22 protein-coding genes and 1 tRNA gene are annotated in these 25,696 nt (G+C 65.3%); 11 read left to right on the plus strand and 12 right to left on the minus strand.

The window, feature by feature from the left end:
* Positions 1–117 precede the first annotated feature (117 nt).
* Complete coding sequence (locus tag EV644_RS09230) at positions 118–351, minus strand: hypothetical protein (RefSeq protein ID WP_132190138.1); 234 nt, start codon at positions 349–351, stop codon at positions 118–120.
* A 224-nt stretch (positions 352–575) separates the two neighbouring features.
* Here EV644_RS09230 and EV644_RS09235 point away from each other — a divergent pair, with 224 nt between their 5' ends.
* Positions 576–1,631 carry an IS110 family RNA-guided transposase gene (locus tag EV644_RS09235; protein ID WP_132190137.1) on the plus strand — a complete coding sequence of 352 codons (1,056 nt, stop codon included), beginning with the start codon at positions 576–578 and terminating at the stop codon, positions 1,629–1,631.
* Positions 1,632–2,113: 482 nt separating this feature from the next.
* On the opposite strand, the gene EV644_RS09240 is transcribed toward EV644_RS09235, so the two are convergent.
* Together EV644_RS09240 and EV644_RS09245 are read right to left on the minus strand one after the other, a co-directional pair.
* The gene (locus EV644_RS09240) at positions 2,114–2,845 is read right to left on the minus strand and encodes a hypothetical protein (RefSeq protein ID WP_132190136.1); all 732 of its coding nucleotides are present in this window, start codon (positions 2,843–2,845) and stop codon (positions 2,114–2,116) included.
* Between the two features lie 3 nt (positions 2,846–2,848).
* Complete coding sequence (locus EV644_RS09245; protein ID WP_132190135.1) at positions 2,849–3,682, minus strand: hypothetical protein; 834 nt, start codon at positions 3,680–3,682, stop codon at positions 2,849–2,851.
* A 377-nt stretch (positions 3,683–4,059) separates the two neighbouring features.
* On the opposite strand from EV644_RS09245, the gene EV644_RS44435 reads away from it, so the two are divergent.
* From EV644_RS44435 to EV644_RS09255, 3 genes are all read left to right on the plus strand, one after another.
* Positions 4,060–4,236 carry a hypothetical protein gene (locus EV644_RS44435; RefSeq protein ID WP_158292773.1) on the plus strand — a complete coding sequence of 59 codons (177 nt, stop codon included), beginning with the start codon at positions 4,060–4,062 and terminating at the stop codon, positions 4,234–4,236.
* A 1,079-nt stretch (positions 4,237–5,315) separates the two neighbouring features.
* A complete protein-coding gene (locus EV644_RS09250) occupies positions 5,316–5,771 on the plus strand; it encodes a hypothetical protein (RefSeq protein WP_199239714.1) in 456 nt (151 codons plus the stop codon).
* Positions 5,768–6,427: a DUF6308 family protein gene (locus EV644_RS09255; RefSeq protein ID WP_132190134.1), complete on the plus strand. Its 660-nt coding sequence runs from the start codon at positions 5,768–5,770 to the stop codon at positions 6,425–6,427. The genes EV644_RS09250 and EV644_RS09255 overlap by 4 nt, the downstream gene beginning before the upstream one ends.
* Positions 6,428–6,643: 216 nt before the next feature.
* Here EV644_RS09255 and EV644_RS09260 read toward each other — a convergent pair whose 3' ends face one another.
* The 5 genes from EV644_RS09260 to EV644_RS09285 form a co-directional block, all read right to left on the minus strand.
* A complete protein-coding gene (locus tag EV644_RS09260) occupies positions 6,644–7,699 on the minus strand; it encodes a hypothetical protein (protein WP_132190133.1) in 1,056 nt (351 codons plus the stop codon).
* A 3-nt stretch (positions 7,700–7,702) separates the two neighbouring features.
* Complete coding sequence (locus EV644_RS09265) at positions 7,703–8,071, minus strand: nucleotide pyrophosphohydrolase (RefSeq protein ID WP_132190132.1); 369 nt, start codon at positions 8,069–8,071, stop codon at positions 7,703–7,705.
* Between the two features lie 58 nt (positions 8,072–8,129).
* Positions 8,130–12,554 (minus strand): NACHT domain-containing protein, encoded by a 4,425-nt coding sequence (locus tag EV644_RS45220; RefSeq protein WP_199239715.1) that lies wholly within the window; start codon positions 12,552–12,554, stop codon positions 8,130–8,132.
* A gap of 514 nt (positions 12,555–13,068) precedes the next feature.
* Complete coding sequence (locus tag EV644_RS09280) at positions 13,069–13,299, minus strand: hypothetical protein (RefSeq protein ID WP_132190131.1); 231 nt, start codon at positions 13,297–13,299, stop codon at positions 13,069–13,071.
* 37 nt (positions 13,300–13,336) lie between these two features.
* Positions 13,337–14,173: a hypothetical protein gene (locus EV644_RS09285; protein WP_132190130.1), complete on the minus strand. Its 837-nt coding sequence runs from the start codon at positions 14,171–14,173 to the stop codon at positions 13,337–13,339.
* A gap of 123 nt (positions 14,174–14,296) precedes the next feature.
* Between EV644_RS09285 and EV644_RS09290 the strand changes: the two genes are divergently transcribed.
* Complete coding sequence (locus EV644_RS09290) at positions 14,297–15,007, plus strand: hypothetical protein (protein ID WP_132190129.1); 711 nt, start codon at positions 14,297–14,299, stop codon at positions 15,005–15,007.
* 721 nt (positions 15,008–15,728) lie between these two features.
* Here EV644_RS09290 and EV644_RS09295 read toward each other — a convergent pair.
* Positions 15,729–17,687, minus strand: coding sequence for a hypothetical protein (locus tag EV644_RS09295; protein ID WP_132190128.1), 1,959 nt, complete (start codon positions 17,685–17,687; stop codon positions 15,729–15,731).
* 215 nt (positions 17,688–17,902) lie between these two features.
* A tRNA-Ser gene (locus EV644_RS09300) sits at positions 17,903–17,991 on the minus strand.
* A gap of 336 nt (positions 17,992–18,327) precedes the next feature.
* On the opposite strand from EV644_RS09300, the gene EV644_RS09305 reads away from it, so the two are divergent.
* The 6 genes from EV644_RS09305 to EV644_RS09330 all read left to right on the plus strand — a co-directional run bounded on the left by EV644_RS09305 (position 18,328) and on the right by EV644_RS09330 (position 23,047).
* Complete coding sequence (locus EV644_RS09305) at positions 18,328–19,557, plus strand: MFS transporter (RefSeq protein WP_132190127.1); 1,230 nt, start codon at positions 18,328–18,330, stop codon at positions 19,555–19,557.
* Positions 19,558–19,636: 79 nt separating this feature from the next.
* Positions 19,637–20,863 (plus strand): MFS transporter, encoded by a 1,227-nt coding sequence (locus EV644_RS09310; RefSeq protein WP_132190126.1) that lies wholly within the window; start codon positions 19,637–19,639, stop codon positions 20,861–20,863.
* A gap of 310 nt (positions 20,864–21,173) precedes the next feature.
* Positions 21,174–21,776, plus strand: a complete 603-nt coding sequence (locus tag EV644_RS09315; protein ID WP_132190125.1) for a gamma carbonic anhydrase family protein — start codon at positions 21,174–21,176, stop codon at positions 21,774–21,776.
* A 64-nt stretch (positions 21,777–21,840) separates the two neighbouring features.
* Positions 21,841–22,152 carry a transposase gene (locus tag EV644_RS09320; protein ID WP_158292774.1) on the plus strand — a complete coding sequence of 104 codons (312 nt, stop codon included), beginning with the start codon at positions 21,841–21,843 and terminating at the stop codon, positions 22,150–22,152.
* Complete coding sequence (locus EV644_RS09325; protein WP_132190123.1) at positions 22,149–22,412, plus strand: hypothetical protein; 264 nt, start codon at positions 22,149–22,151, stop codon at positions 22,410–22,412. The genes EV644_RS09320 and EV644_RS09325 overlap by 4 nt, the downstream gene beginning before the upstream one ends.
* Positions 22,364–23,047, plus strand: coding sequence for an IS3 family transposase (locus tag EV644_RS09330; RefSeq protein WP_241998506.1), 684 nt, complete (start codon positions 22,364–22,366; stop codon positions 23,045–23,047). The genes EV644_RS09325 and EV644_RS09330 overlap by 49 nt, the downstream gene beginning before the upstream one ends.
* A gap of 309 nt (positions 23,048–23,356) precedes the next feature.
* Here the strand turns inward: EV644_RS09330 and EV644_RS47710 are convergent, their stop codons facing one another.
* Together EV644_RS47710 and EV644_RS09340 are read right to left on the minus strand one after the other, a co-directional pair.
* Positions 23,357–24,427: a sucrase ferredoxin gene (locus tag EV644_RS47710; RefSeq protein ID WP_369410490.1), complete on the minus strand. Its 1,071-nt coding sequence runs from the start codon at positions 24,425–24,427 to the stop codon at positions 23,357–23,359.
* Positions 24,424–25,692 (minus strand): cupin domain-containing protein, encoded by a 1,269-nt coding sequence (locus tag EV644_RS09340; RefSeq protein ID WP_132190120.1) that lies wholly within the window; start codon positions 25,690–25,692, stop codon positions 24,424–24,426. The genes EV644_RS47710 and EV644_RS09340 overlap by 4 nt, the downstream gene beginning before the upstream one ends.
* Between the last annotated feature and the right edge of the window lie 4 nt (positions 25,693–25,696).

A 25,696-nucleotide genomic window follows, 5' to 3' on the forward strand; every position in this document is an offset into this window, starting at 1 on the left:
CCGGCTGTCCCGGCAACTTCGTGACCTGCGGATTCACCCGGCGAGCCGGGACCCCCGCCATCCCGGGCTGTCCCGCGAGGCTGGGGCTGTGCAGCGCTTCAGTCACGCCTGGTTCGATCAGCCATCCACCTTGCGTCCCAGATGCAGTATCGCCCGGAACTCTATCCCCGGACGCCGCCCCTCGATCTGCCGGATCGTCGCCGTCCAAGCTGCACCCCACCGCTTCGGCTCGCTCATGACCTCGTACACCGCGTCGCCGTACCGGAATTGGAGACCGACCTCGACGTGCTCAGCCGCAAGGAAGTACTCACCCGGCTTCACGCGAACGGCAGGGATTGGTTCGTTGCTCACGGCTACAGTTTGCGCCCCCGCCCCCTGCCACCCACATCGCAACACTGCTCGATCTGCTCACGGAACCAGCCCGGCGCGAGCGCGGCGAGCCACATCTTCGCCCCCGAAGGCCGTGGGAGCTGTCCCGGCAACTCTGTGATGCGATGAAGGAGCGGGGCCTCCGCTCCTCGTGGGTCCCGGCGGATGCTGGGGTTGCTCGCGTTTCACGACGAAGGAGGCCCCTGATGGAAGGCTACGCGGGACGGCAGTTTGTGGGTATGGATCTGCATCGGCGCAGGTCTGTGCTGGTGCGGATGACGGCCGGTGGTGAGGTGTTGGAGCGGGTTCGGATCGTCAACGACGTCGACCGGTTGGCGGCCGTGATGGCCCGGGCTGGTGAGTGCCCGGAGGTGGTGTTGGAGGCCACCTACGGCTGGTACTGGGCGGTGGATGTGTTGCGGGAACAGGGCGCGGTGGTGCACATGGCGCACCCGTTGGGGGTGAAAGCGTTTGAGTACCGGCGGGTGAAGAACGACGAGCGGGATGCCGCCGACCTGGCCGACCTGCTGCGGATGGGCCGGCTGCCGGAGGCGTGGATCGCGCCGCCGGCGACGCGGGAGCTGCGGGAGTTGGTCCGGCACCGCGCCAAGCTGGTCGGGCTGCGTTCGCATTGCAAGGCCGAGATCCATGCGGTGCTGGCCAAGTGCGGGGTGCCGGTGCGGATGAGCGACCTGCTCGGGCTCGACGGCACCGCCCTGCTGGACCAGTTGCGTGACTCGTCGCAGCTCGCGGCGCCGTATGCGGCCCGGATCGGGTCGCTGCGCCGGATCATCGACCTACTCGAGTTCGAGATCGACCACACAGCCGGCATGGTCCGCGGTCGGCTGGCGCGGCATCCGGGCTATGTCGCGGCGCAGACGATCCCGGGGATCGGCCCGACCCTGGCCGCGGTGCTGGTCGCCGAGATCGGCGACATCGACCGGTTCACCCGCCCGGAGCAGCTGACCTGCTGGGCCGGGCTGACGCCGAAGCATCACGAGTCCGACACCCACGTGCACCGCGGCCGGATCACCAAGCAGGGCTCCCGGCTGGTCCGCTGGGCCGTGGTGGAGTCGGTCCAGGTCCTGCCCGACACCACCATGGTCGGCCAGTTCCGCGACCGGGTCGCGGCCCGCCGGGGCCGCAACATCGGCGTGGTCGCGGCCGCCCGCCGCCAGCTCGAGTACGTGTTCTACGCGCTGCGCGACCACCACGTCCGGGCCCTGAACCACACGAGTCAGCACGCGAGGCCCGCGGCATGAGCCGCCGCCTCGCCCGAACCGGTCGGCGCGGGTCGTGCAGGTCAAGACCCCCAGCCCCGGCGTGGTCGCCGCTGTGAATGACCCCGACCGACCCCAGCCACTGCGAACCCCATCATGCCGCCAGCCGCGGCGAAGGAATGACAGCAGCCCCAACCAGGCCCTGCCACACCCCCGGCAACCCGGGCAATGACGAGCGCAACATCCACACAAACCCCCAAACCAGCAGGAGCCCCCAGCTTCCTTCTCCGCTTCCCCATAGCCTGCGCCGAACGGCGCCGGCGTCAAGGCCCTCCGGCCGCTCCGCGGTCGGACTACGTCCGAGCCCTGACCCCGACGCCTTACCTCGGCGCGCCCAAACCACAGCGAAGAAGCACAAAGAACGGTCGTAACACCCTCTTGACCGTCCCCGCTCCTAGGAATGACCTGCGGTTTATCCCTCGGGCGAGCCGGGATACCGGTGACTTGGCTTCGCGCAATTGACATCAGGCGGACGGCATATCTCCGAGCGCAGCGTAGTCGGCATCGCCGGGTCTCAAGATATCCTCAATATCGCCACTGGGAACGTTGGCAAAATAATGGAATTCTGGAGCAACACATCCAAGTTTGAGCACCCGCCCCACGAAAGCCTTGAGCAACCGATCGACTTGGTAATCGTGGATGCCACCGACTGACAGGTCGAGATGCGCCACCACAACTGCCGGTTGACCGATACGGCGCAGACGCAGCGCTCTCGGATCTTTTTCGTGGTAGGCAAAGTAGATAGCCTCGCCTCCCCAATGCCCAAGCAGCGGCGACAATCCGTCGACATCGTCAACAAATACGGATTTTCCAGAGACAAAGCAGACCTGCCCGACCCGATACGCCCCGCGCCCGTCAAGGTCATTCAAGAGATGCTCAGAGGCGATCACCTCAGCCGCTTCCGGTGACAGCGCTCCAGCGGCGACGGCATACCCAAGACGGGTGGTAATCAGATCCTCTGACAGAGCGACCAAGCCGGTCTCCCTGATTGCCGACACCTCAACATCGAGAAGGCGCGTCGAATGAAAGGCACGCAGCTTGTGCCCGCTGAGATCGGCGAGCAGGTCGTGATCCTGCACTACCCGCAGATCGGTGTAGTGCTCGGTCGTCCCTGCCAGCCGTCGCGCCTCGCCGTGTGCGAGATCGGCAACCCCCGCCGGCCACGACTCTTGGTCGTCCAGGTCAACGATCGCCACAGATCACCGCCGAGTGATCAGGCCGTCGCGAGCCCACTGCACGATCGTCGTTGCGAGGTTGGCCATCACCCTGCCCTCTTCGGGCGTGGCTGGGGGCTCCGGATTTGGAGAGCCATGTCGATTAGGGTCTGGCCAGAGCAAGGTGAGCATGCTCACGAGAGGCTGGATGCTGTTGTCCCGACTCTGCCCCCGAACGCCGAGCGTCCACAGTTCCGTCTGTCCCCGGAGCTGGCGGAGTTGGCCCAGCACGTGACCGAGATTTGGCTTGATCTGGGTTGGGGGCAGGACGATGGGGATCAGCACGGCCTCGACCGCCTTGATGGCGTGGTCCCAGGCGTCCCCCGGCTTGCTCTGGCGAGCGTGAGCCTTCTCCCACGCCTCCGTCAGTTCTGTGCTGACCGAGCCGGGGATGGAGGTAGCGAGTTCGAAGGCGGCCTGTGCTGTCGGGTCAGCGCGGTGCACCAACCCTTCCTCGGTGGCGCTCCAGGCCGACCGGCCGACAGCGAGCAGGCGGGCGACCTCTAGATGCGGTGGTGCGCGGAGGGTCGTCGGCCCGGAGGCGAGGACGCCGAGGGTGACATGGACCGCATCGAGGAGTTCGTCGTCCCCCTGGTCCGCGTGGGACAGGATTTCCCCGAAAGCCCAGTCGGTGCGGCCTTCAAAGTCGAGGTCCAGGCCAATGGCCACCAGCACGGCGCGGCCCTGGGCGTCTGCGTTGCCTACCAGCCAGTCCCCCAGCCACCTCTGAAGTCCTGCTCGGAGGGCTGGTGACACGGAGGACCGCATCTCCTCCGGAGCGGGCCGCCCCGCGCGCGGCGGGATTGGCTGCGAGGCCATGTTTACTCCCCTTCGCTCACTCGCCCAGTGTGGACGACCACTTGCTTGCAGACGCCATTCTGTCCGACGGGCGCTCCGGCGGCACGAACGTGGCGAGATGCGCCTGCCGCCATATCTGCCAACACGTTAGGAACTGTCTCGGCTGTCTCGGCTTTCCCGGCAACGCTCTGACCTGCGGTTTTACCCGCCGCGAGCCGGGACACCCCAAGACCTGGGCTGTCCCGGCGATGCCTCACAGCAGCACATCTCCAGCCAAGCTCCAGTCGGACTACACAGGCGCCGAGGGCAGTCAGGGAGTGTACAGGCGTTGCCTGGCGGACCTAGCGTGCTGGCCATGAGTGACAGAGAACCGCACTACGTGCCGTTCGGAGGCCGGGATGCCTGAGTGGTACCTGATGTGCGCCATCTGCATCCAACTGCCCGACGACGAGCAGGTGGGGCACTTCGCCGAGACGATCATCCGCGGCTATGCGGTCTGTGATGGACACATGCACGTAGTTGCCCAGGGCGCCGAGTGGGCCGCGATAATGCGTGCCGCGAGGGGTGAGGTGTGATGCGCAAGCCCTTCCAGATTCGCTGGGCGAAGGACGAGCACCCATGCACCGTCCCCGATCTCGGTACTGTCGGCGAGACCTGGGACTGCTCCGACTGCGGTTCCCGCTGGATGGTCGGTGAGAGCCCAATCCCAGGCAGGGGCATGGCTAGCTATTGGAGGCGTTTGACCTGATGACCGTCTGTCGTTTCCCGGTCCCGGCAACCCATCCGCAGCGGTCCTAGCGGAGACCCCGTGTATGTTCCAGCCCTCACAACCCGGCGGGAGGGGGCTGGAACATACGGGAGGGTGGGCTGTCGGGTGTAGCTGTTGCTGTAGCAACATCGGCGCCTTCCGACCTACGCTCGGCGCTCAGCGGCGACCTCGGGCACGGTCGCGATTGCGTGGACTGCTGCGGTCTCGCGACCTGAAAAAGCGGAAGGTCGGCGGTTCGAGACCGCCCCTGACCACCCTTGTGACCTGCGGTTTCTTGCCTTCGGCCGCCTTTCCTGGCGTCCCGGCTGTAGCAACGGACCTCCATTTCAGAAGCGGACGGTCTCCTGGGCGATCCCTGCAGCAGCTCCTCGTGGCGCCCTGGATGGAGATCTCACTGCTCGTCGTTGGCACGCAGCCGGCATTGAGGGCATCGCCTACCACCATCTGCACCCACACCGCCAGTGACTCTGCTGTGTCCGCCGCTGCGAAGGCAGCCTCGTCGTACCAAGCCGCGTTTGCTACTCACTGGGCCCCGGCTGGCCGAACACGCACTCCTCGGCGACCGTTCAGTCCTCACCGCACCTCGGATCTATCCGGCTAGCGCTCATCCCATCCGTCGCCGAAGGGGAGCGCAGCCAATCCAGCGGTCGTCTGGGCGTCGCCGCAGCAAGAGCGAAGAAGACTCGGGGTGTTGTCACGGCACATCCTGCGAGGTACGGCTCCTACACAGAGCGCCGCGATAGTCGCCTATGGCCAATCGTGCCTTTGTGGAGGCGGTTCTGGCCGAGGTGGTCAATAGAGCACGCTCAGCCGGCCCACCTCGCTGCAGGTCGGCTGGCCTCCCGAAAGCGAGCGCAGCTCGTTCGCGTGCCACAGTGCTTGGTCATGAAACATCTTGGGCAGCTCGACACCATGGCGGAGTGGTCAACCTGGGTTCCGTTGAAGGAGGCCATCGCGACCGCTCCCCTGCTTCCGGGGGTGTACATGGCACGTGAAGGCGCGCGTGGGGCCATCGTCTACGTGGGGATGGCCGGGGAGCGCGCCGGCAAGGGCATCCGCGGACGACTCCACGTCTACAGCCGCGGCAAGGGCCTCGTAAGCGGACTAGGCGAGGCTGCGATGGACAGGGCGCTCGCCGACCCTGCCTGGCTGCGCGCACGACTAGCCGAGGTCGAGGCAGGTGAGCCAATGCGCGCCAAACAATGGGGACAGGCCGCGATTGAGCGCGCTGATCTGCAACTGCGGTGGGCCGTCACCGCCGACCGCCATGCAGCGCGCGCACTCGAGAGGGCTGTGTTGTCCTCGCTCGTATCCCACGAACTGTGGAACCGGCTCCGGTGACCCGCAGCATCGGGGACCTCCGCAATTGCGCAGACGTGCATCTCGCGCGCTATCTGGACCCAGACCATCGCACGCCGCGTGCATTCCACGCATACGACGGCCCCGGCGAGGACCCGGATCCGCTCACTGCGCTCGACATGCTCGCTCCCGTCCTGCTGTCGGTCAGACTCACCTACGCCGACATCCTTCCCATGTTCGCCAAGACCGGGCACCACCGCGACCTACGCACCGCCATGGAAGCGGTACTCACCGACCCCGCCTGCCGCAACGCGGACTTCCTCACCATCGACCTCGACAACCCCCGCGGGCCCTGGGCCCGAGTCCGCCATGCCTTCGAGGCGTCATATCCAGTACACAACATCAAGGTCGTCAAGGTGTCGAAGATCCTTCACCGCAAACGGCCCAAGCTGGTGCCGATCTACGACAGAGAGCTCTACCGCTACTACGTCGGACCCCCCACCGACAGGTGGACAGCGCATCAAGACCTTTGGCCGCTGTTGCAGGCGGACCTACGCGTCCATCAGGAGTGGCTCACACAGGTCACTGCCCGACACCAACCTGAGAATGCCGCCGAGCTCACCCTGCTCCGGGCCGCCGACATCGTCGTCTGGGAGCACCAGGTCGCCCCAACCTCCGCGTGCACCGATTCCGCGTAACCAAGCGGCATCGGCTCCATCTGCCGTTCGTCGCCAGCCGAGGCGATCCAGTTTGCTCGACAAGGCCCCGCGGGCAGGCTTGTTCGTGGAGCCGATCTCGGCTGAGAATGCTGCTCACGCGCGATGACCGGACGACTTCATTCGGGCTTCCGAAAAAGACCTGGCTTGACCGACCGTCTCGGGCGCAGCGGGTCTAGCAGTCGCAACCAGAACAGTTCATCGAGAAGGATCCAGAGCAATCACTCTGGCGTCTGGGCGGGGCCCGGTCCAGATGTGTCGTCGGGCGGGCAGAGCTGGACGCCGGGAGAAAGTGTGGCCAGCGTTCCGGTAGAGGCAGTCGATCCCGTATCTGTGCAGGAGTTGGACGTCGGCGGGCGCCGGCTCGGACGGGAAGAGGGCGCTAAGCACATCGATCCGTTCGGAAAGGCTTGCCGCGTAGTCCAGAAGTTGGCCGAGCGCCTCTCGCACGTAGTGGTGACTGGGCTGGCTCTTGGCTTCGATCAGTTCGCCGATGTCTCCTGTCTGGACGTACAGGTCCGTGACACCTGCAGAGCAGCGGTTCCGGCTGGCTGTGCTCTCGGCTGGCAGCGTCTGCTGGTAGGCCTGCACCAGGAGCGCCTCGGTCCGGCGGATTTCGATGTCGCGCGCGGTGCGGGTGTAGGCCGTCGCTTCCACGTTGACCCTCTCGAGAGCAACTAGCCCGTTGCCTGTCCGCATGGTTAGATCGAGGGCTATACGGTGTGCCTGCTCTAGTTCGCGGTGGTCGTTCTCGAGCGTGGAGATGCCGAGGCCGTCGAGGATGACGTCGACTCGTTCATCTCGAATGATGCGAAGGCCCATGAAGACGTCCTTGGGGTCGCTATCGATGAGCGGCCGCAGTTCCGTGTATGGGATCTGGGTGTGCTGGAATGCGCGCAAACTGTAGACGTTCAACCAAGACCCCTTCTCCGGATCTGGCGTCCACAGCAGGTCGGCAAAGGCTGCGTTCCGAAACGATGCCGCCACTTCGCCGATGCCCTGCACGTGGTTTTGGCCAGTGAAGAGGACAACGTCGCCGCGTTCGATCGTCTCCATCTTGGCGTTGTGCTGTTTCTGGGCTCCCCAAAACCGGGCAGCTCCGTTTGGGTGGAACTCCTGGAGTGACCGAAACTGCCCGGCCCTGAGCGCGCTGACGTATGGCTCGCTGGCGAACGGGACGTCCTTGGCCAGCGTGTCCTTCCAGTGCCTTCGCGCTGTCGGATTGCCGAAGGACGGCTGGATGATCACCCGCACGGTCTACTCCTCATCCGCTAGTTCGTCGTACTTGCGCGCATTGCCTCGCGCCTTCTCCACGGGATACCTGACGCGGTTCTCGACCACCTTGGCGTGCGCAGCCGACAACAGCTCAATCCCGCATACGTCCGCCAACCGCAACAGGTAGATGAACACGTCTGCCACCTCACCAGCAACCCGTTGACGGAGAACGCCCGTGGCGAGCCCCTGCCGGATCTCTTCGTCGGTAAGCCATTGCAGCTCGGCTGCCAACTCTCCGACCTCACCAGCTAGAGCCATCGCCAAGTTCTTGGGCGTGTGGAACTGCTCCCAGTCACGCTCGGCCGCAAACTCAGCCAATTCCTGCCGAAGTGTCTCCAGACCTTCTTGCATCCTCAAAGGATATGGCACATACAACGCGCACCGCGCCCACGGATAAGGCTGATAGGGACTACTCAGCCTTACCTCGAATCGAAGAATCGGCTGCCGGCCCCCTTCCCAAGCCGGGCGCCGCCACTCTTTTGCTCGACCTGCCTCCCGCGCCGGCACCCTTCTTCGCGGGAGCCTTCTTCGCTGCCGCCTTCGCAGGCCCAGCCTTCTTCGCGGGAGCCTTCTTCGCTGCCGCCTTCGCAGGCCCAGCCTTCTTCGCGGGAGCCTTCTTCGCTGCCGCCTTCGCAGCCCCAGCCTTCTTCGCGGGAGCCTTCTTCGCTGCCGCCTTCGCAGCCCCAGCCTTCTTCGCGGGAGCCTTCTTCGCTGCCGCACCCCAGTTAGCAGTGGCATCCGGCTCTCCGTGCGCTAACGACAGATCGATGACCCTGAGATGCGTGGTTAGACCACGCTCGGCCAGCGAAGCAGCCCTGGCTTTCAGTTGCGTAGTGAGATCCTCGTGGCCGATTCTTCCTGCATCCGACCGGCGCCTTTGGTCGCTATCGCTCCAGTCGCTGCCTGCGAAGAAGCCCACGATGTAGATGCCGATCGTGCCATTGGGTCCCTGCAGGTAGCGATCAGCGAGTTGGTCCTCGATCGCCGTGGTCACCTCCGCGTGCCAGTTGCCCTTGACCTCGATGGGCAGGGTCAGCACGCCGCGTTTAGTCGTGAGCACGACCAGCAGGTCTGGGATGTCCCCTATGGCTCCGCTGAGTCTTGGTTGCACCTCAACTTCGCGCAGTATCGCGACTCGGCTAGACAGTCTGGTTTGAAGCTGCCGAGAAAGCCAGGTCGATAGGGCGTTCTCGTCTACTGGCACGCGGCCAACCCACTTGTTGTGCACACGTTGGCGCGGCCAGAGGTCCGTAAGGAGTCCGCGATCACGTTGCAGTTCTTGAGCGATCTCGTCGAGCACATCGAGCACGAGTTCTGCCAACTGCTCTCGCGTGGCGATGATGCGTTTGTCTGGGTGGGTAGTCAACTCGAGTACCTCGGATGGCGAGGGTGGTGACCAGTCGTCGGCTCTTCTGGCGTCTCGAATCTTGTTTGCTTCGGAGCGCAACCACACGTTGTCGGTGCGCTTTGACAGGTCTTCGAGAGCGCTGGCTGCCTCTTCATCGCCGGCGGCGATTAGTCGCCGAATGAGGTTGGAACGGAACTCGCCGACGGGATCGGCCTGGGTGATTCCGCCGGGAGGTGCGATCTGTTCGTGCGGCAGGTCCTTCTCTGCCCACATGTAGAGTTCGGTGATCTGAGCGTTGGTTAACCCGGTCCAAGATCTCCAGTCTGCGATACGGTCGGCCTCGCGTATGACCTCTTGTGCGAATGCTGTGTCAGATGCGAAAGCGTGCAGTAGAAGTTCGAATGCCGGCGCAGATAGCCCGATACTTGTTAGTGCTGTGGCTGCCATGACGGCCGTCCGCCGTGCCTGGTTGTCGCGCTCGGCAGCATCCGCATCTGTCGGCGAGGAGCCCGTCGGCGCCGGTAGTTGTCCGATCAGCCGGATCGCTAGTTCGGTTGCTTGTTCTGGATGTGTGGTCGCCGCCAAGACCAGGAGGCTGGTTGTGCCGCGCCGATCCAGGTTCGGGTCCTCCACCCACTTCAGCGCTTCTTCGCTCAGCCGTTCGATCCGCATTAGCTGTTGAGCCTCAATCAAAAGCACGGAGCCGCGGGCGGCGTCGCTCTTCAACTGCTCGACGAGGTAGCGAGTTGTTGCCTCGGGGTCGAGTTGATGTGCGTGTGGAAGGGCTTCCAAGGTGACGTCCCGGCAACCTGGTGCACTCAGCAGGCTGGGGAGCATGGTGAGCCAGGCCTGAGGAGTCACCTGGCCAACCAGCGCTCGGTCTACGGCCCCGGCTACTGCGTGTGCGACGGCCGCCCGGCCCAGTGTGTTTGGCTTGCCAGCCGGGTCTCCGATACTCGCTAGGAAATCTATTGCAAGGTTGGCGGCTTGGCGCCGCTGGTCCGCATCGAGAGCTCCCCAGGCCCGTCCCGGCCAGTTGGTCGTTTCCGAGCCTTCGACTTCGCGGTCGAGTTCCGTTGCCAGGAGTCCAAAGTCTGCTGCCGCTATTGCGTCTGCGAACCGGCTGGCCGAGAACTGCTCTGCGTGTTTGTCGGCTTCGGCCTCGGCTGCGCGTCGCGCCTCATCCTCACGTGCCAGCGCCCGCTCTGCCCTGGCCTGCTCGCCGAACACAGCGTCGAGTACGACCCTCGCGGCCGACGGCACGTTGTCCCGTTGGTATGCGACGTTCAATTCATCGTCCGTGGCATCCCAGGCGAGTCGTTTCAACACTGCGATGGCGACACTCGGTTCATCGCCTTCTTCATAGGTTTCGACGAGATGATCGACCCACCACCCAAGATCGGACGACACGATGAACAAACGGCGGTGCAGTCGCTCGATCGTGATCTCGACTGCTCGGGTGGCTCGCGCCGCCATCAACAGGTCGCGAACGAAGAGGCGGCGCCGCTCATCGGGCAACTCCGTGACGTCGGCCTCTCGAAGTCCGGGCAACGGGCGGGTAGCGCCCAGTTGCCCAGTTACGCCGGCTACGGCCGTTTGCCAGGCCTGATCGCCTGGCTCCCCAGATTGGATGACCTCGATTGCGAGTGCACTGATCACGCGGCCCACTGCTGGTTCGTGGTGATCGCTGGACGAGAGGTGGGCGACCCAGTCTACGAATTCGCTTGGCTTTGCACTGCCCTCTTGTATGGCTCGGTAGAAGATCTGGGTGAGTCGCCGCCCGAAGCGGGAGCGAGTGCCGCGATCGTATTCAGAGATTGTCGCGAATAGTTGCGCCGTGTCGAGATGCTGCGGCCATAGGTTCCCGATCAGGGCCGCTCGGAGCGGCCAAGGACACGTCGGATCCGTCGCGATCGTCACGAGACGCTCGACCAAATCCGTTTCGCTGACCGTGCCCAAGGCAGATACTGCCAACTCGGCGGTGATGACCTTCATGGTGTACTCGTGCGAGCCATGCTCCGCAGCCGCCAGTTCGATTATCGCGACCAACTGTTCGTCGAGTTCGCGGATCCCTGTCCGCGAGATGATGACTACCGCTTCGCGCTGTCGCCAGTCCGGTTCTGTTGGAGCTAATAGCGGCGCAAGGTCGGAGGCCAGTCCTGTATAGGCAAGGCCGTCATAGGCGACTCGATCCGCGATCGGTTCACCGTCGACCATGCCGTCGATCAAGGCCTTAGCGACGCGAGCACGCTGGTAGTCAGGGCGGCTGCGGAGGTCCGGGGTCAGCAATGCGGTTGGCTGATGATCAACCAGCCAGTCGAACGCGTCGTCGCGTAGGGCAGCGAGCCATCCGGCTGCCTCCACCATTTGTGGCAGGAGTTGGCTGGGCTTGCCCGGGTCGGCGAGCAGGCTGAGAGCCGTACGCAGCGGGAGTTCGTGCAGGTGAATAGCACACAGATACTCCTCGACAGTTCGGTGGGTCCATCTCCGAGCCTCCCCGTCACCAACGAGAAGGGCGCTGTCGTAGACAGCCTCGAGTTCAACCAGGGTGACGTCGTCGCTCATCACTTGGTCAAGGGCAAGGATGTTGCTGTCGGCGCCAGGTTCTGTCCGTCGGACGATCGCGCTGCGTCCGGTGAGGAGGCCGATCGCAGCGAGCTTCTGGGCTGCTGCAAGGCGACGAGGTAGCGGTGGGCCGTCTTGACGACGGTCGCGTCGCCGCCCTGTTTCCGCGGCGAGCCCTTCGATGCCGGCCCTGTAGACATCTACTCGGCGCTCAGGGAACCTGCCCTGTCGGGCTGCGGCAAGGAGCAAACGTAGCGTTATGGGCCAAGCCGACAGAGGCTCGCCAGACGCAGCGTGTGTTGCCTCGATAAAACCATCCACGTCCTCGAGCTCGGTGGACGCCGCGGCGCGGATGTCGCTTTCTGTGAGCGGCGCGAGTACCAGTGTCACGACGGCGGTTGGCCACCACCCCTCGAAGGTATCGGTCAGGACTGTTTGCCACTGCGCACCACGGCTAGCGATCATCACGCGCAGCCTCGCGAGGTCGAGCTTTTCGAGTTCGCGTTTCAGGACGTCCGAGAGGTTGGAGATTGAAAGCAGTGGCTCGTCGAATCCGTCGAACGCCAGCGTCAACTCAGCGGTTGCCCTCGCTTTCCAGGCTGTCACTGCCTGCTGGATTGCTGACTCGACCTCGCCGACGGTCGTGTACTCGCCGAGATCGACGAGAATGACATCGTCACCAGTTACGGCGCGACGGGCGAGCTCCTTCTTGAGTTCTGCAGATTTGCCGACGCCTGGCTCACCAAGTAGAACCAGAGCCCGCATGCCTTGAAACTCGCTGAGTTCGCGGACCTCCCGGTTGAAGTATTGGCTGATCTCCCCACGTGGATCTGGCAATACGCCATTCGAGGTGCTCAACTCCACCCCTGCCGGCGCCCACCAACGTGTCCACCGAACCTGCTCACCGTTGACAAAGCCCACCAGCGCTCTTCCCCTACTTCCGTGCCACCTCAAGCCTTGGGGGCTTCTGGGGCAGCAATTCTGCATCGGCTTCTTACCACAGTCAGGCGAAACTGATAAGGACTTGCAAGTCGGCCACCAACTCTCGGATCTCCCCAGCCAGAACCATCACCAAATTTTTGGCCGTGTGGAACTGCTCCTATCACGTTCAGCAGCGGACTCAGCCAGGGCCTGCCGCAGTGCCTCCAGACCTTCTTCCATCCTCGAAGGCTAGGGCACCAACAGCATCGACCGGCCGGCTCACTCGCATCCGCAGAGCCCTCCACGCGCCGCCTCACCACGATCCGTGAAGCAGGCCGCCGTGACTAGCATCCCGTATAGCCGTATCAAGTCAGTTTCCTATGTGTCGGACAAGAACTTCTTCGGAAAGTTCGCCTCCTCGAGCACGGTCGCAATCGATACCGGCGGCAAGACCTACGAGGTCATGTTCCGGGGTGAAGAGAAGGCCGTGCACTCCGGTTGCGACCTGCTTCGATCAGCCATCCACCTTGCGACCCACGTGCAGCATCGCCCGGAACTCGATCCCCGGCCGCAACCCCTCGATCTGGCGGACTGTCGCCATCCAAGCCGCACCCCACCGCCTCGGCACGCTGATGACCTCGTACACCGCGTCGCCGTACCAGAACTGGAGATCGACTTCGACGCGCTCAGCCGCAACGAAGTACTCACCCGGCTTCGAGCGAACCGCCGGCACAGGCTCGGACATCGGCACCCCCGGCAGTGGTCCCAGTCGATGACTGGGCCTAGATTGTGGCTCGCAGCATCTCGTACGCGGTGGTCGCGCGATCGAGTGCCTCGACTGCCCGCCGTGTCGCACCAACTGCCACAAGGGCGCTTCCTTCGATGCGCGCCACGGTTCGGCCTAAATGGTCAAGCGGTGCTTGCGGCTGGGCGCCTCGCGATAGCGCCCACTGCTTGGCATGTGCGTACCCCGAATAGAACCGGTAGAGAGACTGTGCCTTAGCGCCCCGCTCGACCGACTCATAGAGATCAAACAACTCAACCGTCGCGGGCAGGCCGACCGCCAGCACCTGCTGCCCCTTCTTGTTGAGGCATACGAGCCCCAGACCGTCGGCAGCTTTCATCAGATCGCTCAGACGGTCGACTGCAAGCTTGGCTGGTGGAGCGACCACGGTGAGGCCGATCGCGTCTTCCAACTTGCGGCGTTCGTCGTAGTCAGCGGCTTGCGCTGCCACACCTCGTCCAAGGCGGCTCCTTGCGTCGATGGCTGGCTCCGCGAGCCAGTAAGCCATAAGCGCAGCCTCGTGGGCCGTGCGGAGGAGCGACAGGTGGGCGTATATCGGTATCTCACCTGCGCGCAGCAAGGTTCGCCAGGCCATAAGGTGGTCGACCGACGCCCGCAGCGACATCGCGGCGTGATCATGGGCGTAGGCATGCAACTTATCCGTCAGATCGGCACTCGCGACACTTCCCGCCGCCGGAGGTGTCAGCATCGCAACATCGAGGCGTGACCAGATTGAATCGACCGCCGACAGATCGCGGGTCAGCGCGGCCAGAGCCCGCCGATCAAGAGGCGTCAGATCGGGCTCTCCGGGGAGGTGCAGCTTCGACACCTGCATGATTCTCCTCCATCGCGCTCGGCATGGCAGCCAGGTTTGAGCCGGAGGCTCAGAGAAGCTGCCGAGCGCCTAGCTAGCGATGCACGAGGCGCAACTGAGAGTTCTTGCAATAGGTTTCGGTGCATGGCTCTCAACTGGCTCTTCGGGCCCCGCGTGGTGGACCTCGGGCCCGGCATCCTGCAGATCAGATCGCTTCGGCTGGATCAGGACACCATTCGGGACGCAGTTGCACTGATGAAGGAACGAACCGGCGATGCCGGCCTCTACTACATCGGCAATGACGGGAATCCAACCGAGTTCGACATCTCCAGGCTCGGCACTGCCGCCGACTGGGAGACACGACGCCTTATGCTGCGCGGCGGACCGGGTCACAGCTGGTTTGGGGTGGACTTCCGCCATGGAGAACAACCCTCCATCACCTTCACCGATCCCGCGCAGAAGCACATCGCAAGTGAAGTTGCAGACGTCCTGCTGGCGGAAGGAACGCCGCGCCCGCGCTGGAAGCCGCTCACGACACGACTTCCGATCCTGGCGGCTGGCGGGGCTCTCGTCTCTTGGGCGTGGTTCCTGGTCGATCAACGTCCACCAATCAGCATAGGGATATCGGGGACCCTAATCGCAGTCCTGTCCACCGTCACGGGCTGGGATCTCCAGGAGCGGTTGCAAAGGCGAGTTGGCTACGGATTTCCAGGCCACAGGATCAGAGCGATGTCACGACAGGAGATCCGCAATCGACGAGCCGATCGTCATGCTGATTTGAAAGTTGCAGCAATCACTCTGCCAATCGGTGCAGTCCTCGCGGCGGCCGCGATCTGGGTGTTCGGCGTGTACTGACCACGAAGACTGCGAGGTTGAGCTCTGCGATGGCTGTATCGCCTCGCCGGTATCGCTTCTATCGCAAAGGTTGTATTGCTACGACCTGCGCAGCGCGCTTCGCATGCCGCCCCAGCAGCACCACATTCACCCACCACCTGTCCCGGCTGTCCCGGCAGCGCGGTGACCTGCGGTTTTTACCCCCGGCGAGCCGGGACACCCCCCGCAAAGGCTGTCCCGGCTGTCCCGGCGCCACCACCGCAGCACTCACCCCACCAAGCCAGATCCCCGTATGTTCCAGCCTCACGACCCCGGTGGATGGGGGCTGGAACATACGGGAGATGGCTGCGCGGTGTAGCCATCGCTGTAGCAACATCGGCGTCTTGCAGCCGATGCTCGACGCTTAGCGGCGACCTCAGCCACGGTCGCGATTGCGGTGGAGTGCGGTGGTCTCGCGACCTGAAAAGCGGAAGGTCGCGGCTCGAGACCGCCCCTGACCGCCTTCCTCGTCTGAGCGCGCCGGCCATGTGGTTTGCACGGCGTTCCGCGTCGCCTTCGCAGCACGGCCAGCGCGGGGGACTCCAACCGCTGTCCCCGCTGTCCCCGCTGTCCCCGCTAGGCTCTAACCTGCGGTTTTGCACCGAAACATCGGGGACCGCGCGAATCACCTGTCCCCGCTGTCCCCGACAGGGCCAGCGGGCGGGAAGGTTTGCAACCGTCTGGTCGGTGAGCACCACCCTGTTCAGCCCGGGGACCAGCCAAGCGCCGCGAATGCGGGATCAGGGTCCAGATACCCCCAGTCGAGCGCCGTGCGCCGGAAAGCTTCGAGAGCGAGCGCGCGTTCGGCGCCGCCGGTAGCCCACGAAGGTGGCCACGCTGTAGCTCCGTCGGTCAGCCCTCGCGTTCGTCCCTCTCCGAGCGGCGCCAAATCAACGAATTCAGACAGCGTTCGAGATGAGCCGGCCGGCGTCTTGCCTCGTGCCTCAATATGGAGTTCCACCACGCGAGGGCGTCCGCCTGAGGCAATCCCGTGGACTGGAGCGCGTAGGTCAGATGCGCAGCGACGAATCAAATCGGCTAACTGGTCGATCACGAAGGCCATGCTCGCCATCTGTCCGTGAGCCGCGGCGACATGATCGGCGATCACAATGATGGCGTTCACTCCCGTCTCACGGGTGATCGTTAACCGCTCAAACCCGTTGTCGACCTCGCGGGCGAAGACCGCGTGAGATGTGGACTGCCATGCGCCGGACGGCTGCATCCAGGCGTTCCCGCCGCACGCGTCCAAGGCCGCGAGGAGCCGCTTCCGGTGGCGTGGCTCAATTAGGAATTCAGGTCCAATGGGAACTTCCAAACTCATCACTGCGCGCAAATTCAGGCCTGGCATGTCAGGTTGAAACTGAAGGGGGTCCGCGAAACGGCTCGGATGAAACCTAGGCGTCAGGGGTACTTCGGGATAACTCATCGGCAGACCTGCATCCTGAACTGTGTCCGCATATTCGGCTGGATCCTGGGCCAGACCACCAGCCAACAAGGCGTGGATCTGGGCCGCCGTAATGGACAGGCTCTCGTCGTCGCGGCGCGTCACGATGGAAATGAATGCGCCTTCCACCCGGCCAGCCGCGACGGCGCCGTGTACGAGGAAGGGCCTCAACCTCGGCAGCTGTCGTGGCACAAAGACGGCCAGCAACCCGGTGGAGGACCGTGCCACTGGGACATAGGAGATCCGCAGTCCTGGGATAGGTGGATAGATCGTGCGGTCGAGGGCACGACGGAGACGTGCGACCTGCGCGCGGTCATCAGGAATCGGAGAGAGAGCTGTGATCAGCTCACCTCCACCTTGGAGCCGCTTCGTCTTATACCCGCAGACGAGCAGTCCGGCTGTGCCGCCATTCGCCAGCCTTGCGACATCTTGGGAAGCTTCGATGACCTGCGCTGGCTCCTCCAACCTGTACGCAGCCGACTTCACCTCCAACCAGTCGCTCTCGTGTTGCCCGATCAGCAGGTCACCCCGTCCACTCTGCACGAGTGCCCACGCCCTGGCAGCATCCAACTCAGCTACCTGAAGCAGGGCCGAGATGCCCTCCCCTGCGTGGATCACTTGCCCGAGAGTGAGCCTTGAACGTGGGCTGAGAGTTGCCTCAACGATTACAAGATCGTGAGTGCTGTTGATTACCACCACCTCGACGCCAGTGACGGTCATGCCTTTCGGCAGATGCTGAGCCGCGATCTTGAAGATCGTGGCCTCATCCAGGTCAGCCGACCTCGGCACTTCACCGTGCGCACGCACCCTCACCGTGTTGCCGACTACCAGACGCGCATCGCCAGTCGGTGCGTGCTCAAGGGCCCCAGCTGCTGTCAAAGCGGCAAAGTCTTCGCCGCTGATACTGGTGACCCAAGCTTCGACCGTCACGTCATCGAGGAGAGCCCGACGCGGCAACCTCGCCGCGTGTCGGTACGCATCGCCTATCACCTTTGCGATCGAGATTGCCGACTCGTCGGCCAACCACGCGAGCGGAAGTACGACGTCGTCGTCCCCCACCCACACAAGCTGTCCGGCGCCGGTACGGAGGTACTCCCCCGTCCGTGCGGCTCGAGGAGGTGGCGATGATGGATCTGACCGCCAGGCCTCGATCCGAGCACGAAGGTCGTCCGCATCTGCGATGCCATAGGCGGGGCCGACGTACAGGCGAACAGTCATGCGGCACATTCTGGCCCACGGGCCGCCCCCTATGTTCCAGCCCTCAGGGGTCAAGTTGCGTGGGCTGGAACATAGGGGACGATTGCACGCATATTGCATGGAGAGCCGAAGTCAGCCGGTTTCAACTGGATAGAGCCGGACTCAGCCGGACAGACGCGGTGGCGATCTCAGCCGGGTGTTTTCGCAGGTCACGAGGCTATTCGCGCCCCTCAAAGCGGAGGGTGTGGGATTCGAACCCACGATGACGGTCACCCGCCATACCGGTTTTCAAGACCAGCGCACTCGGCCACTATGCGAACCCTCCAGGCGGACCGTCGGGGAACCGAGCGGGCTGCCGATCGTCGAGGATAGCGCTCCTGGTCGGCGGGGGTGGACTGGACCTTGCTGCTGAGGGCAGAAATGGGTGCCGGTGGGGTGGTGGACGGCGGTAAGGTCTGGGCCGAGATGGCGCGGAGCGACCGCCCGTCCCGCATCGAAGGCAGGAGGTGGGAGCGATGTCCAGATCATCGGAGGACGTGGCCCGCACCGTCCGGTCGGCGTACTGATCAGCTTCCGCTGACGCAGGGGCCCCTGACCGGGCGACCCGGCGACGTCGAGTGGCGTCGCCTGTCCAGCCTGCCGTCAGTCCTCTGGAGCGTCGATGCGTCCTTCTCTTCTCCCACCCGAACTCGGGCGGGACTTCCGCAAGATCTGGCCCGCCGCGGCCATCTCGAATCTCGGCGACGGCGCCATGCTCGCCGCCGGCCCGCTGCTGGTCGCCTCCATCACCGATGAACCCGCCGCCGTCGGTGCGGCCGCCTTCATCCAGCAACTCCCCTGGCTGCTGTTCGCGTTGTTCAGCGGCGCCCTCGCCGATCGGCTCGACCGCCGCTTGATGGTCGTTGCCGCCGACACCTTTCGCGCCGTGGTACTGGCCGCGCTCGGGTCCGCAGTACTGCTTGATGCTTCTCCGTTGTGGGCTGTGTATGCGGCCTTGTTCCTGATGGGCACCGCCGAGACGTTGGCCGACAATGCGTCCGGCGCGTTGCTCGTCACCGCTGTTCCCAAGGAGCACCTGGGGATGGCGAACGCCCGGCTCTATCTGACCGGCACCATCGGCAATCAGTTGGTCGGACCGTCGATCGGCGCCCTGCTGTTCGCCGTGGCCGCCGGCGTCCCGTTGCTCCTCAACGCGGTCACCTTCGCGGCCGCCGCGGCCTTGATGTCCCGAGTCAGCGTCCGCCCGCCTGTTTCCGACGGAACAGCCCGTACTGCGCTGTGGCTCGACGTACGCGAGGGGGTTCACTGGCTGTGGAACCACGCGGGGGTCCGGACGCTCGCGCTGGCCATCCTCGTCATGAACATCACCTTCATGGCGGCCTTCGCGACGTGGGTGTTGTTCGCCAAGCAACGGCTCGGGCTCAGCGATACGCAGTACGGATTGCTGATCTCGGGGACCTCGCTCGGCGCGCTCGCCGGGATGCCGGTGTACCACTACCTCGAGCCGCGGGTCGGCAGCCTGACCCTGCTGCGCGCCGGGCTCGTCATCGAGACCACTGTTCACCTGATCCTGGCGCTGACCCGGAATCCATGGGTGGCCGGCGCGACGATGACCGTGTTCGGAGTACACGCCGTGGTGTGGGGGATCGTGTCGACCACTGCCCGGCAACTCGCCACTCCGGAGGCGCTGATGGGCCGGGTGAACAGCGTGTACGCGCTGGCGTCTGTGGGTGGTTCCGCGCTCGGGGCGCTGCTGGGCGGAGCACTGGCTCAGAACTACGGGCTGGTTGCGCCGTTCCAGTTCGCGTTCGTGGGGATGGTGGTGACGACCGCGATCGCCTGGCGGCCGTTGCGGCACGTGTCGGTACGGGAGGCGGCGCCGCAGGGGTGAAATAGAGTGGAGGCTTCCGGGCGGCCGTTGTTACTGTCGTCGGCCGGAAGCCCCCAACTGTGAGCAGGTTGTCCCTTCCATGCCTACAGCCACGTCTTTCGGACTGCCGAACGTCCGCGGTCGATCGCCACTGCTGTTCGGTCTGGCGATCGACTCCTTCGGCGGTGGTTGCGCCGGGCCGCTGCTCCTGCTCTTCTTCGTCCGGGTCGCGGACATCCCGCTCGGTACAGCTGGGCTGATGCTGACGGTCGCCACGCTCTTCTCGATCGCCGCACCAGCCGCCGTAGGGGTGGTGATCGACCGGGTCGGGCCGCGGAACCTGGTGATCGGGGCGCAGTTCGCACAGGGTCTGGCCTTCGTCGGGTTCTTCTTCGGGCGATCGTTGTGGCTGCTCTTCCTCTGTGCACTGGTGACGACGACCGGGCAGCGGGTGTTCTGGTCGGCGATCTTCAGCCTGCTGTCGGACATCTCGGATCCGGGCGACCGGGATCGCTGGTTCGGCCTCGCCGGGATGATGCAGGCCGGTGGGTTCGGGCTCGGCGCGCTGACGGCCGGAATACTGCTCAGCATCGGCGGCGATGGGCCGTTCCTGGTCGCGATGGCGGTGAACGCGGTCACCTTCTTCATTGCGGGCTTCCTACTGATGCGGCTGCACGCCTCGCATGAGGCCCGGGCGGCTGCGGCGGCCGACAGCGGGCCTGCGCCGTTGCTGCGGAAGGACAAGCCGTTCCTGCTACTGATCGGCGCGAACACCGTGCTCGCGTTGTGCACGATGCTGATGGGCGTCGCGCTGCCGGTCTACGTCTCCGAGGCACTGCCTGCGCCCAAGTGGATCGTGGGAGTGCTGCTGGCGGCGGTGTCTGTGGTGCTAGCTACTGGGCAGACGTTGGTAGTGCGGCATACGGAGCGGCGGCGGCGTACGAAGGTGCTTGTACTCGCCGGGGTGCTGTGGGCGGTCTGGGGCTTGCTGATGGCCGGGTTGCTGCATGTTCCGACTGAGCTGGTGGTGCCTGGGTTGATTCTGGCGACGGTGGTCTTCGCTGCGGCGGATGTGTTGCATGCGGCGACGGGCAACGCGCTCGCTGCGGCGGTAGCTCCTGACGTCGGGCATGGGAAGTATCTGTCGTACTGGCAGTACTCGTTCGCGTTCGCGAGCGTGCTGGTGCCGGCGTTCTTCGCGCAGTTGTTCGAGGTGCGGCACGAGTTTCCGTGGCTGGCGATCTCTCTCCTTGCCTTGCTGGCTGCTGGGACGATCGTCGGGTTGGAGCGGGTGCTTCCCAACGCTGCTGTGCGCCGACCGGACTGACGCCTGACAGTGGCCGTAAGGCCTTATTTGTAAGGACTTTGGCAAGGGTCGCGACGGCGGCTCGCTGACTCGTCAGGCATGCTTGCGTCGTTCGAACGGATGTTCTACTGTCCTCCTTGTAGCTCGCGGTTCTCCATCTGCCACCCCACACCCTCGTTCGAACGGCCGAACCTCCCACCTGCGATGTGGACGGCCGGGATCGGACGATGGCCGCCCGGGCAGTGAGGGCCCGGGCTGTGGAGAATCCGCCCGACGAAAAGTACAACTGCGACAGGATGGCCGAGGTGATGTCCGACGAGAGGATTTCCTGATGCTGCTCGAACACCGCGGCCGGCAACCGGTCGTCCCTGAGTCCGCATATGTCGCGCCCTCGGCTGTGCTCTGCGGAGCCGTCGTGCTGGGCGAAGGCAGCCGGGTGCTGCACGGCGCAGTACTGACGGCGGAGAACGGCGAGGTCCGCCTCGGGTTCAACAGCGTCGTGATGGAGAACGCCCTGGTCCGCGGCCGGGCGGATCATCCGGCGCTGATCGGCGACTCGGTCCTGGTCGGTCCGCACGCCCACGTGAACGGAGCCACGGTCGAAGATGAAGTCTTCATCGCCACGGGCGCCTCACTCTTCCCGGGCGCAGTCGCGGGCACAGGCGCCGAGCTCCGGATCAACAGCGTCCTCCACGTCAACTCCCACCTGGCCCCCGGCACGGTCCTGCCGATCGGCTGGATCGCCGCCGGCAATCCAGCCCAACTCTTCTCCCCCGACCGCCACGACGACCTCTGGCAGGTCCAACGCGACCTGGACTTCCCCGGCACCGTCTACGGCGTCCCCCGAGGCACGCCCATGTCCGAAATCATGTCCCGCCAGTCCGCGTACTACGGCGCCCACAGCTCCGACCGCCAACTCCCCACCCCGGACTAGTGGACCTGCCCCGTTTTGACGGACATCCGAGATCAGGAGCTTGTGCTCCGGAAGGATGTTCATCATGGAGTCCATGGGCAAGAAGAAGCCGCGGCCTCGTCGTTCGTTCACGCCTGAGTTCAAGGCCGAGATCGTGGAGCTGTGCCAGCGCGGCGACCGGTCGGTGGGTCAGGTCGCGAAGGACTTCGATCTGACTGAGACCTCGGTGCGGGAATGGCTGAAACAGGCCGAACGTGACGCCGGCACCGGTGATGGCGGGTTGACCACGAGCGAGAAGGACGAGCTTGCGCAGTTGCGGCGGGACAACCGCCGGCTGCGCGAGGACGTCGAGATCCTCAAGCGGGCCACGGCTTTCTTCGCGAAGGAGACCCGGTGAACTGCTACCCGTTCATCGAGGCGGAAAAGCAAGGCGACCACAACGTGAAGCGAGCGTGTGAGTTGCTGCAGGTCTCCCGCTCCGCCTACTACACCGACCGCGCCGGCGGCCCGTCGCGCCACGAGCAGCGCGACGCCGAACTGACGGCGAAGATCATCGAGATCCACGACGAATCCACCCAGACCTACGGCTCACCGCGGGTGCACCCGAACTGCTCGACCAGGGCCACAGATGCTCTCGGAAGCGGATCGCCCGGCTGATGCAGGCCGCCGACCGGCACGGCCGCATCCCGCGGCGATGGAAGAAGACCACGATCCCCGACCCCGACGCCGCACACCGCCCGGACCTGATCGGCCGCGACTTCGGCATCGACCCGAACCACCCCGGTCAGCTGGACCGCCGCTGGTGCGGCGACATCACCTACATCCACACCTGGCAAGGCTGGCTCTACCTGGCCACCGTGATCGACCTCGCATCCCGCCGCGTGGTCGGCTGGGCGACAGCCGACCACCTGCGCACCGACCTGGTCGCCGAGGCGCTCACCGACGCCGTCAACCGGCGCCGCCCCGCGCCCGGGGTGGTGTTCCACTCCGATAGGGGCTGCCAGTACACCTCGGCCCAGTACGCCAACCTGGCAACCGATCTGGGCGTGACCTTGTCGGTCGGCCGCAAGGGCCAGTGCTGGGACAACGCCGTGGCCGAGTCCTTCTTCGCCACCGTGAAGACCGAACTCATCCACCGCCGCGCCTGGCCTACCCGCAAGGCCGCCACCAGCGCGCTCTTCGACTACATCGAGGGCTGGTACAACACCCGCCGACGCCACTCCACCCTCGGCTACCTCAGCCCCACACAGTACGAATCCACCATCACAGCCACCGCCGAACAGGTAGCCTGACCACCCCACATCAACCCTGTCCGTCGAAACGGGTCAATCCCACTAGGCGTGCCTCGACCCGGACGTCGGTGACGCTTCGGGCCGCGCCAGTGCGCCTGTGGTGGGTCCGCATACCCTGCCAGGACCTCGGACAAGAAGAGGGGACCTCGGACAGGAAATAACGTGTCCGCGGTCCCGCTCAGGTGTCCGAAGTACCGGTGAGGTGTCCGCGGTTCCGGCGGGTGTTCGCAGTGGGAGCCTGGTGCGGGTCATGCTCCGCATTGCGGTGACAGCCTCATTCCTCGGTCAGCCATGAGCCGCACTCTCCAGTCATCGGCCGCCTCCCAGGGGTGGGTCGCTAGGGGAGTTTATGGGGGTGGTGAGGGTGAAGGTGCGGGCTTGGCCGGGGGCCGTCGCGGCGCAGGTCAGGGCGGCGTTGATGGTGGTGAGGTGGGCGGAGACTTTTACCTCGAGCGGATGGCCATCGTTGTCCAGGAGGACTTGCCACTGAGCGGGGGCTAGTTGGTGGACGGCTATGGGGTGGAGGGCGTCTACGGAGAGGGAGAGGCCGGCTTCTCGGGCGAAGTGTTGGGCTGCTTGGACGGGCGCGGACACCGCGGCCGAGCCTCGGAAGTACGCGGGGACGATCGAGCCCTTGTTGTATTGGGCTGCCAGGGTGGCGGCATGGGTTGCAGGGACGTGGCCGTAGAAGAGGCTGTGGGGGAGGAAGACGAGGTTGGCGGCGAAGCGGTCGCCGCCTACGTGACTGCATTCCCAGGTTTGGTTCGGATAGGCGGCTGCGAGGACTGCTGCCGCAGGACGACCTCGGATGGCACAGCAGGCGTCGTGGCGACCGTGGGTGCAGACGAGGTAGATGGGTTCGGTGCTGGGGGTTCCTGGGTCGGCGCCGGAGAGGACGTTCAGCAGGTGGTCGTCGTTGGGGAGGTCGCCCCAGCGGACCGACTCGTGACCGGGGCGGCTGTCGACCATCGCCCACCGACGGGGAGCTTTGCGGTCGATGCGGCCGTAGCGCCTGATCAGAGCAGGTCGGCATCGCTGAGCAACACACAAACGAGCGACCGCGGCGGCGAGGTCGAGGCCGGTAGTCGGATCGGCGGGGCGGAGGGCGTTGAGGGCTTCGCGGGGCCAGGGGGTGCGGGATTCGATCAGCAACCAGCGTTCTGCAGGCGGGGCAGAGGCGACCAGGGAGTCGCCGCGGAGTTCGGCAGAGGCCGCGCACCTCAGCACCTCGGACGGCGACACCGACTCGGGCGACCGCGATCCAGCTGGCGAACGCTCGAGCCACGAGTCCGAGCCTGGCGACCGCCGTCCGGGTGGAGACGGCTCGGGCCGCGAGTCCGGGTTGGGGGGTCGCGGGGTGGGTGGGGAGGGGTGGGTCACGGAGTGCTCGCGATGAGCACTGCTTCGGTCATCAGGCGACGGACGACCACCACTTGGTCGGCCTCGTCCAGGCCGGGTAGCTCGCCGACCTTGAGCTCGTCGCCCGAGAGAAGCCGCGCCAGGGCATCGTAGGTTGCTGCAGGCAACGAGATTGTCCGGTCCGGGAGTTGGAGGCGGACTGGATCGCCCTCGACCAGGCGATACCGAAGGCCCGCGCGCAGGCGTACCGCAGTACCGGGGGCGAGGGCCGCGATTGCTGCGGCGTGGGCGAGTGGTGGCAGCGGGGCGGGTCGGTTGCCGGACCAGGTACGGCGGCGGAGGCGTGCGGCGAGTTCGTCGGCCGACGCGGTCTGGATCTTCTCGGCGAAGAGCGACGACACCTTCCCCAGCACCTTGGCGACCTGTGCTGGGTCGCCTGGGTCGAACCCGAGCGGCAAGGCAGTCCGCAGCTCGGCCTCGTCTGCGGCGAGGTTGGCCAGTTCCTGGACGAGGAGGTATCGCGTCATCGTGTGCAGGCCGACCGTCAGGTGCGCACTGACTCCACCAAGCGCCTTGGCCGAGTGCAGGAAGCCCCGCGGCAGGTACAGCGCATCACCCGGGCGCAGTACGGCGTCAATCACTGGCGCCTTGTCCCGAGCAGCTGCGGCAACAGCAGACGAGTGGTCCGTCCACGGCTGGTTGCGGAGCGGATCCACGTGCACGGGCTCGTGCACTGTCCAGTGCTTCTCGCCTGCCACCTGCAGCACGAAGACGTCGTGTACGTCGTAGTGCGCGGAGAACCCCTGCGACTCCGCCGGCGTGATGTACGCGTTGATCTGCACCGGATGCCCGGCCTCGGACGACAACTGCGTGGCGAAGTCGACCAGTGGCGGCCAGGTGCGGTGGAGCGCCTGCAGTACGACGGTGTGCCCGCTGGCGAACAGTGCGGCCACCTTGTCGTCCCGAACCTGGTCCGCGATCTCGGCACCCACTCCGCCAGCCCCAGTGAACTGCCCGTCCCCGACGACCTCCCCGTTCTTCGCGATCCGCAGGAACGGCGTACGGAGTCCGCGCTGGGAGAGCAACTCGTCAGCGGCCTGCAGGGTGAACAGGTCGTCGAAGGGACCCTCTAGCTCCTCAGCAGGTGAGAGCAGAGCCTGCGAGCCCCAGTACGAACTACTGAACTCGTCGAGGTCAGCCGCGACGCAGCGCCGGAGCGCCGGGCGGTCAGAAGCCGGACGACCGGAAGCCGGGTGCCTGTCCGGCGGCGGCCCGGCTTCCGGCATGGGA

It is taken from the genome of Kribbella orskensis (genome assembly GCF_004342085.1).
Taxonomy (GTDB): domain Bacteria; phylum Actinomycetota; class Actinomycetes; order Propionibacteriales; family Kribbellaceae; genus Kribbella; species Kribbella orskensis.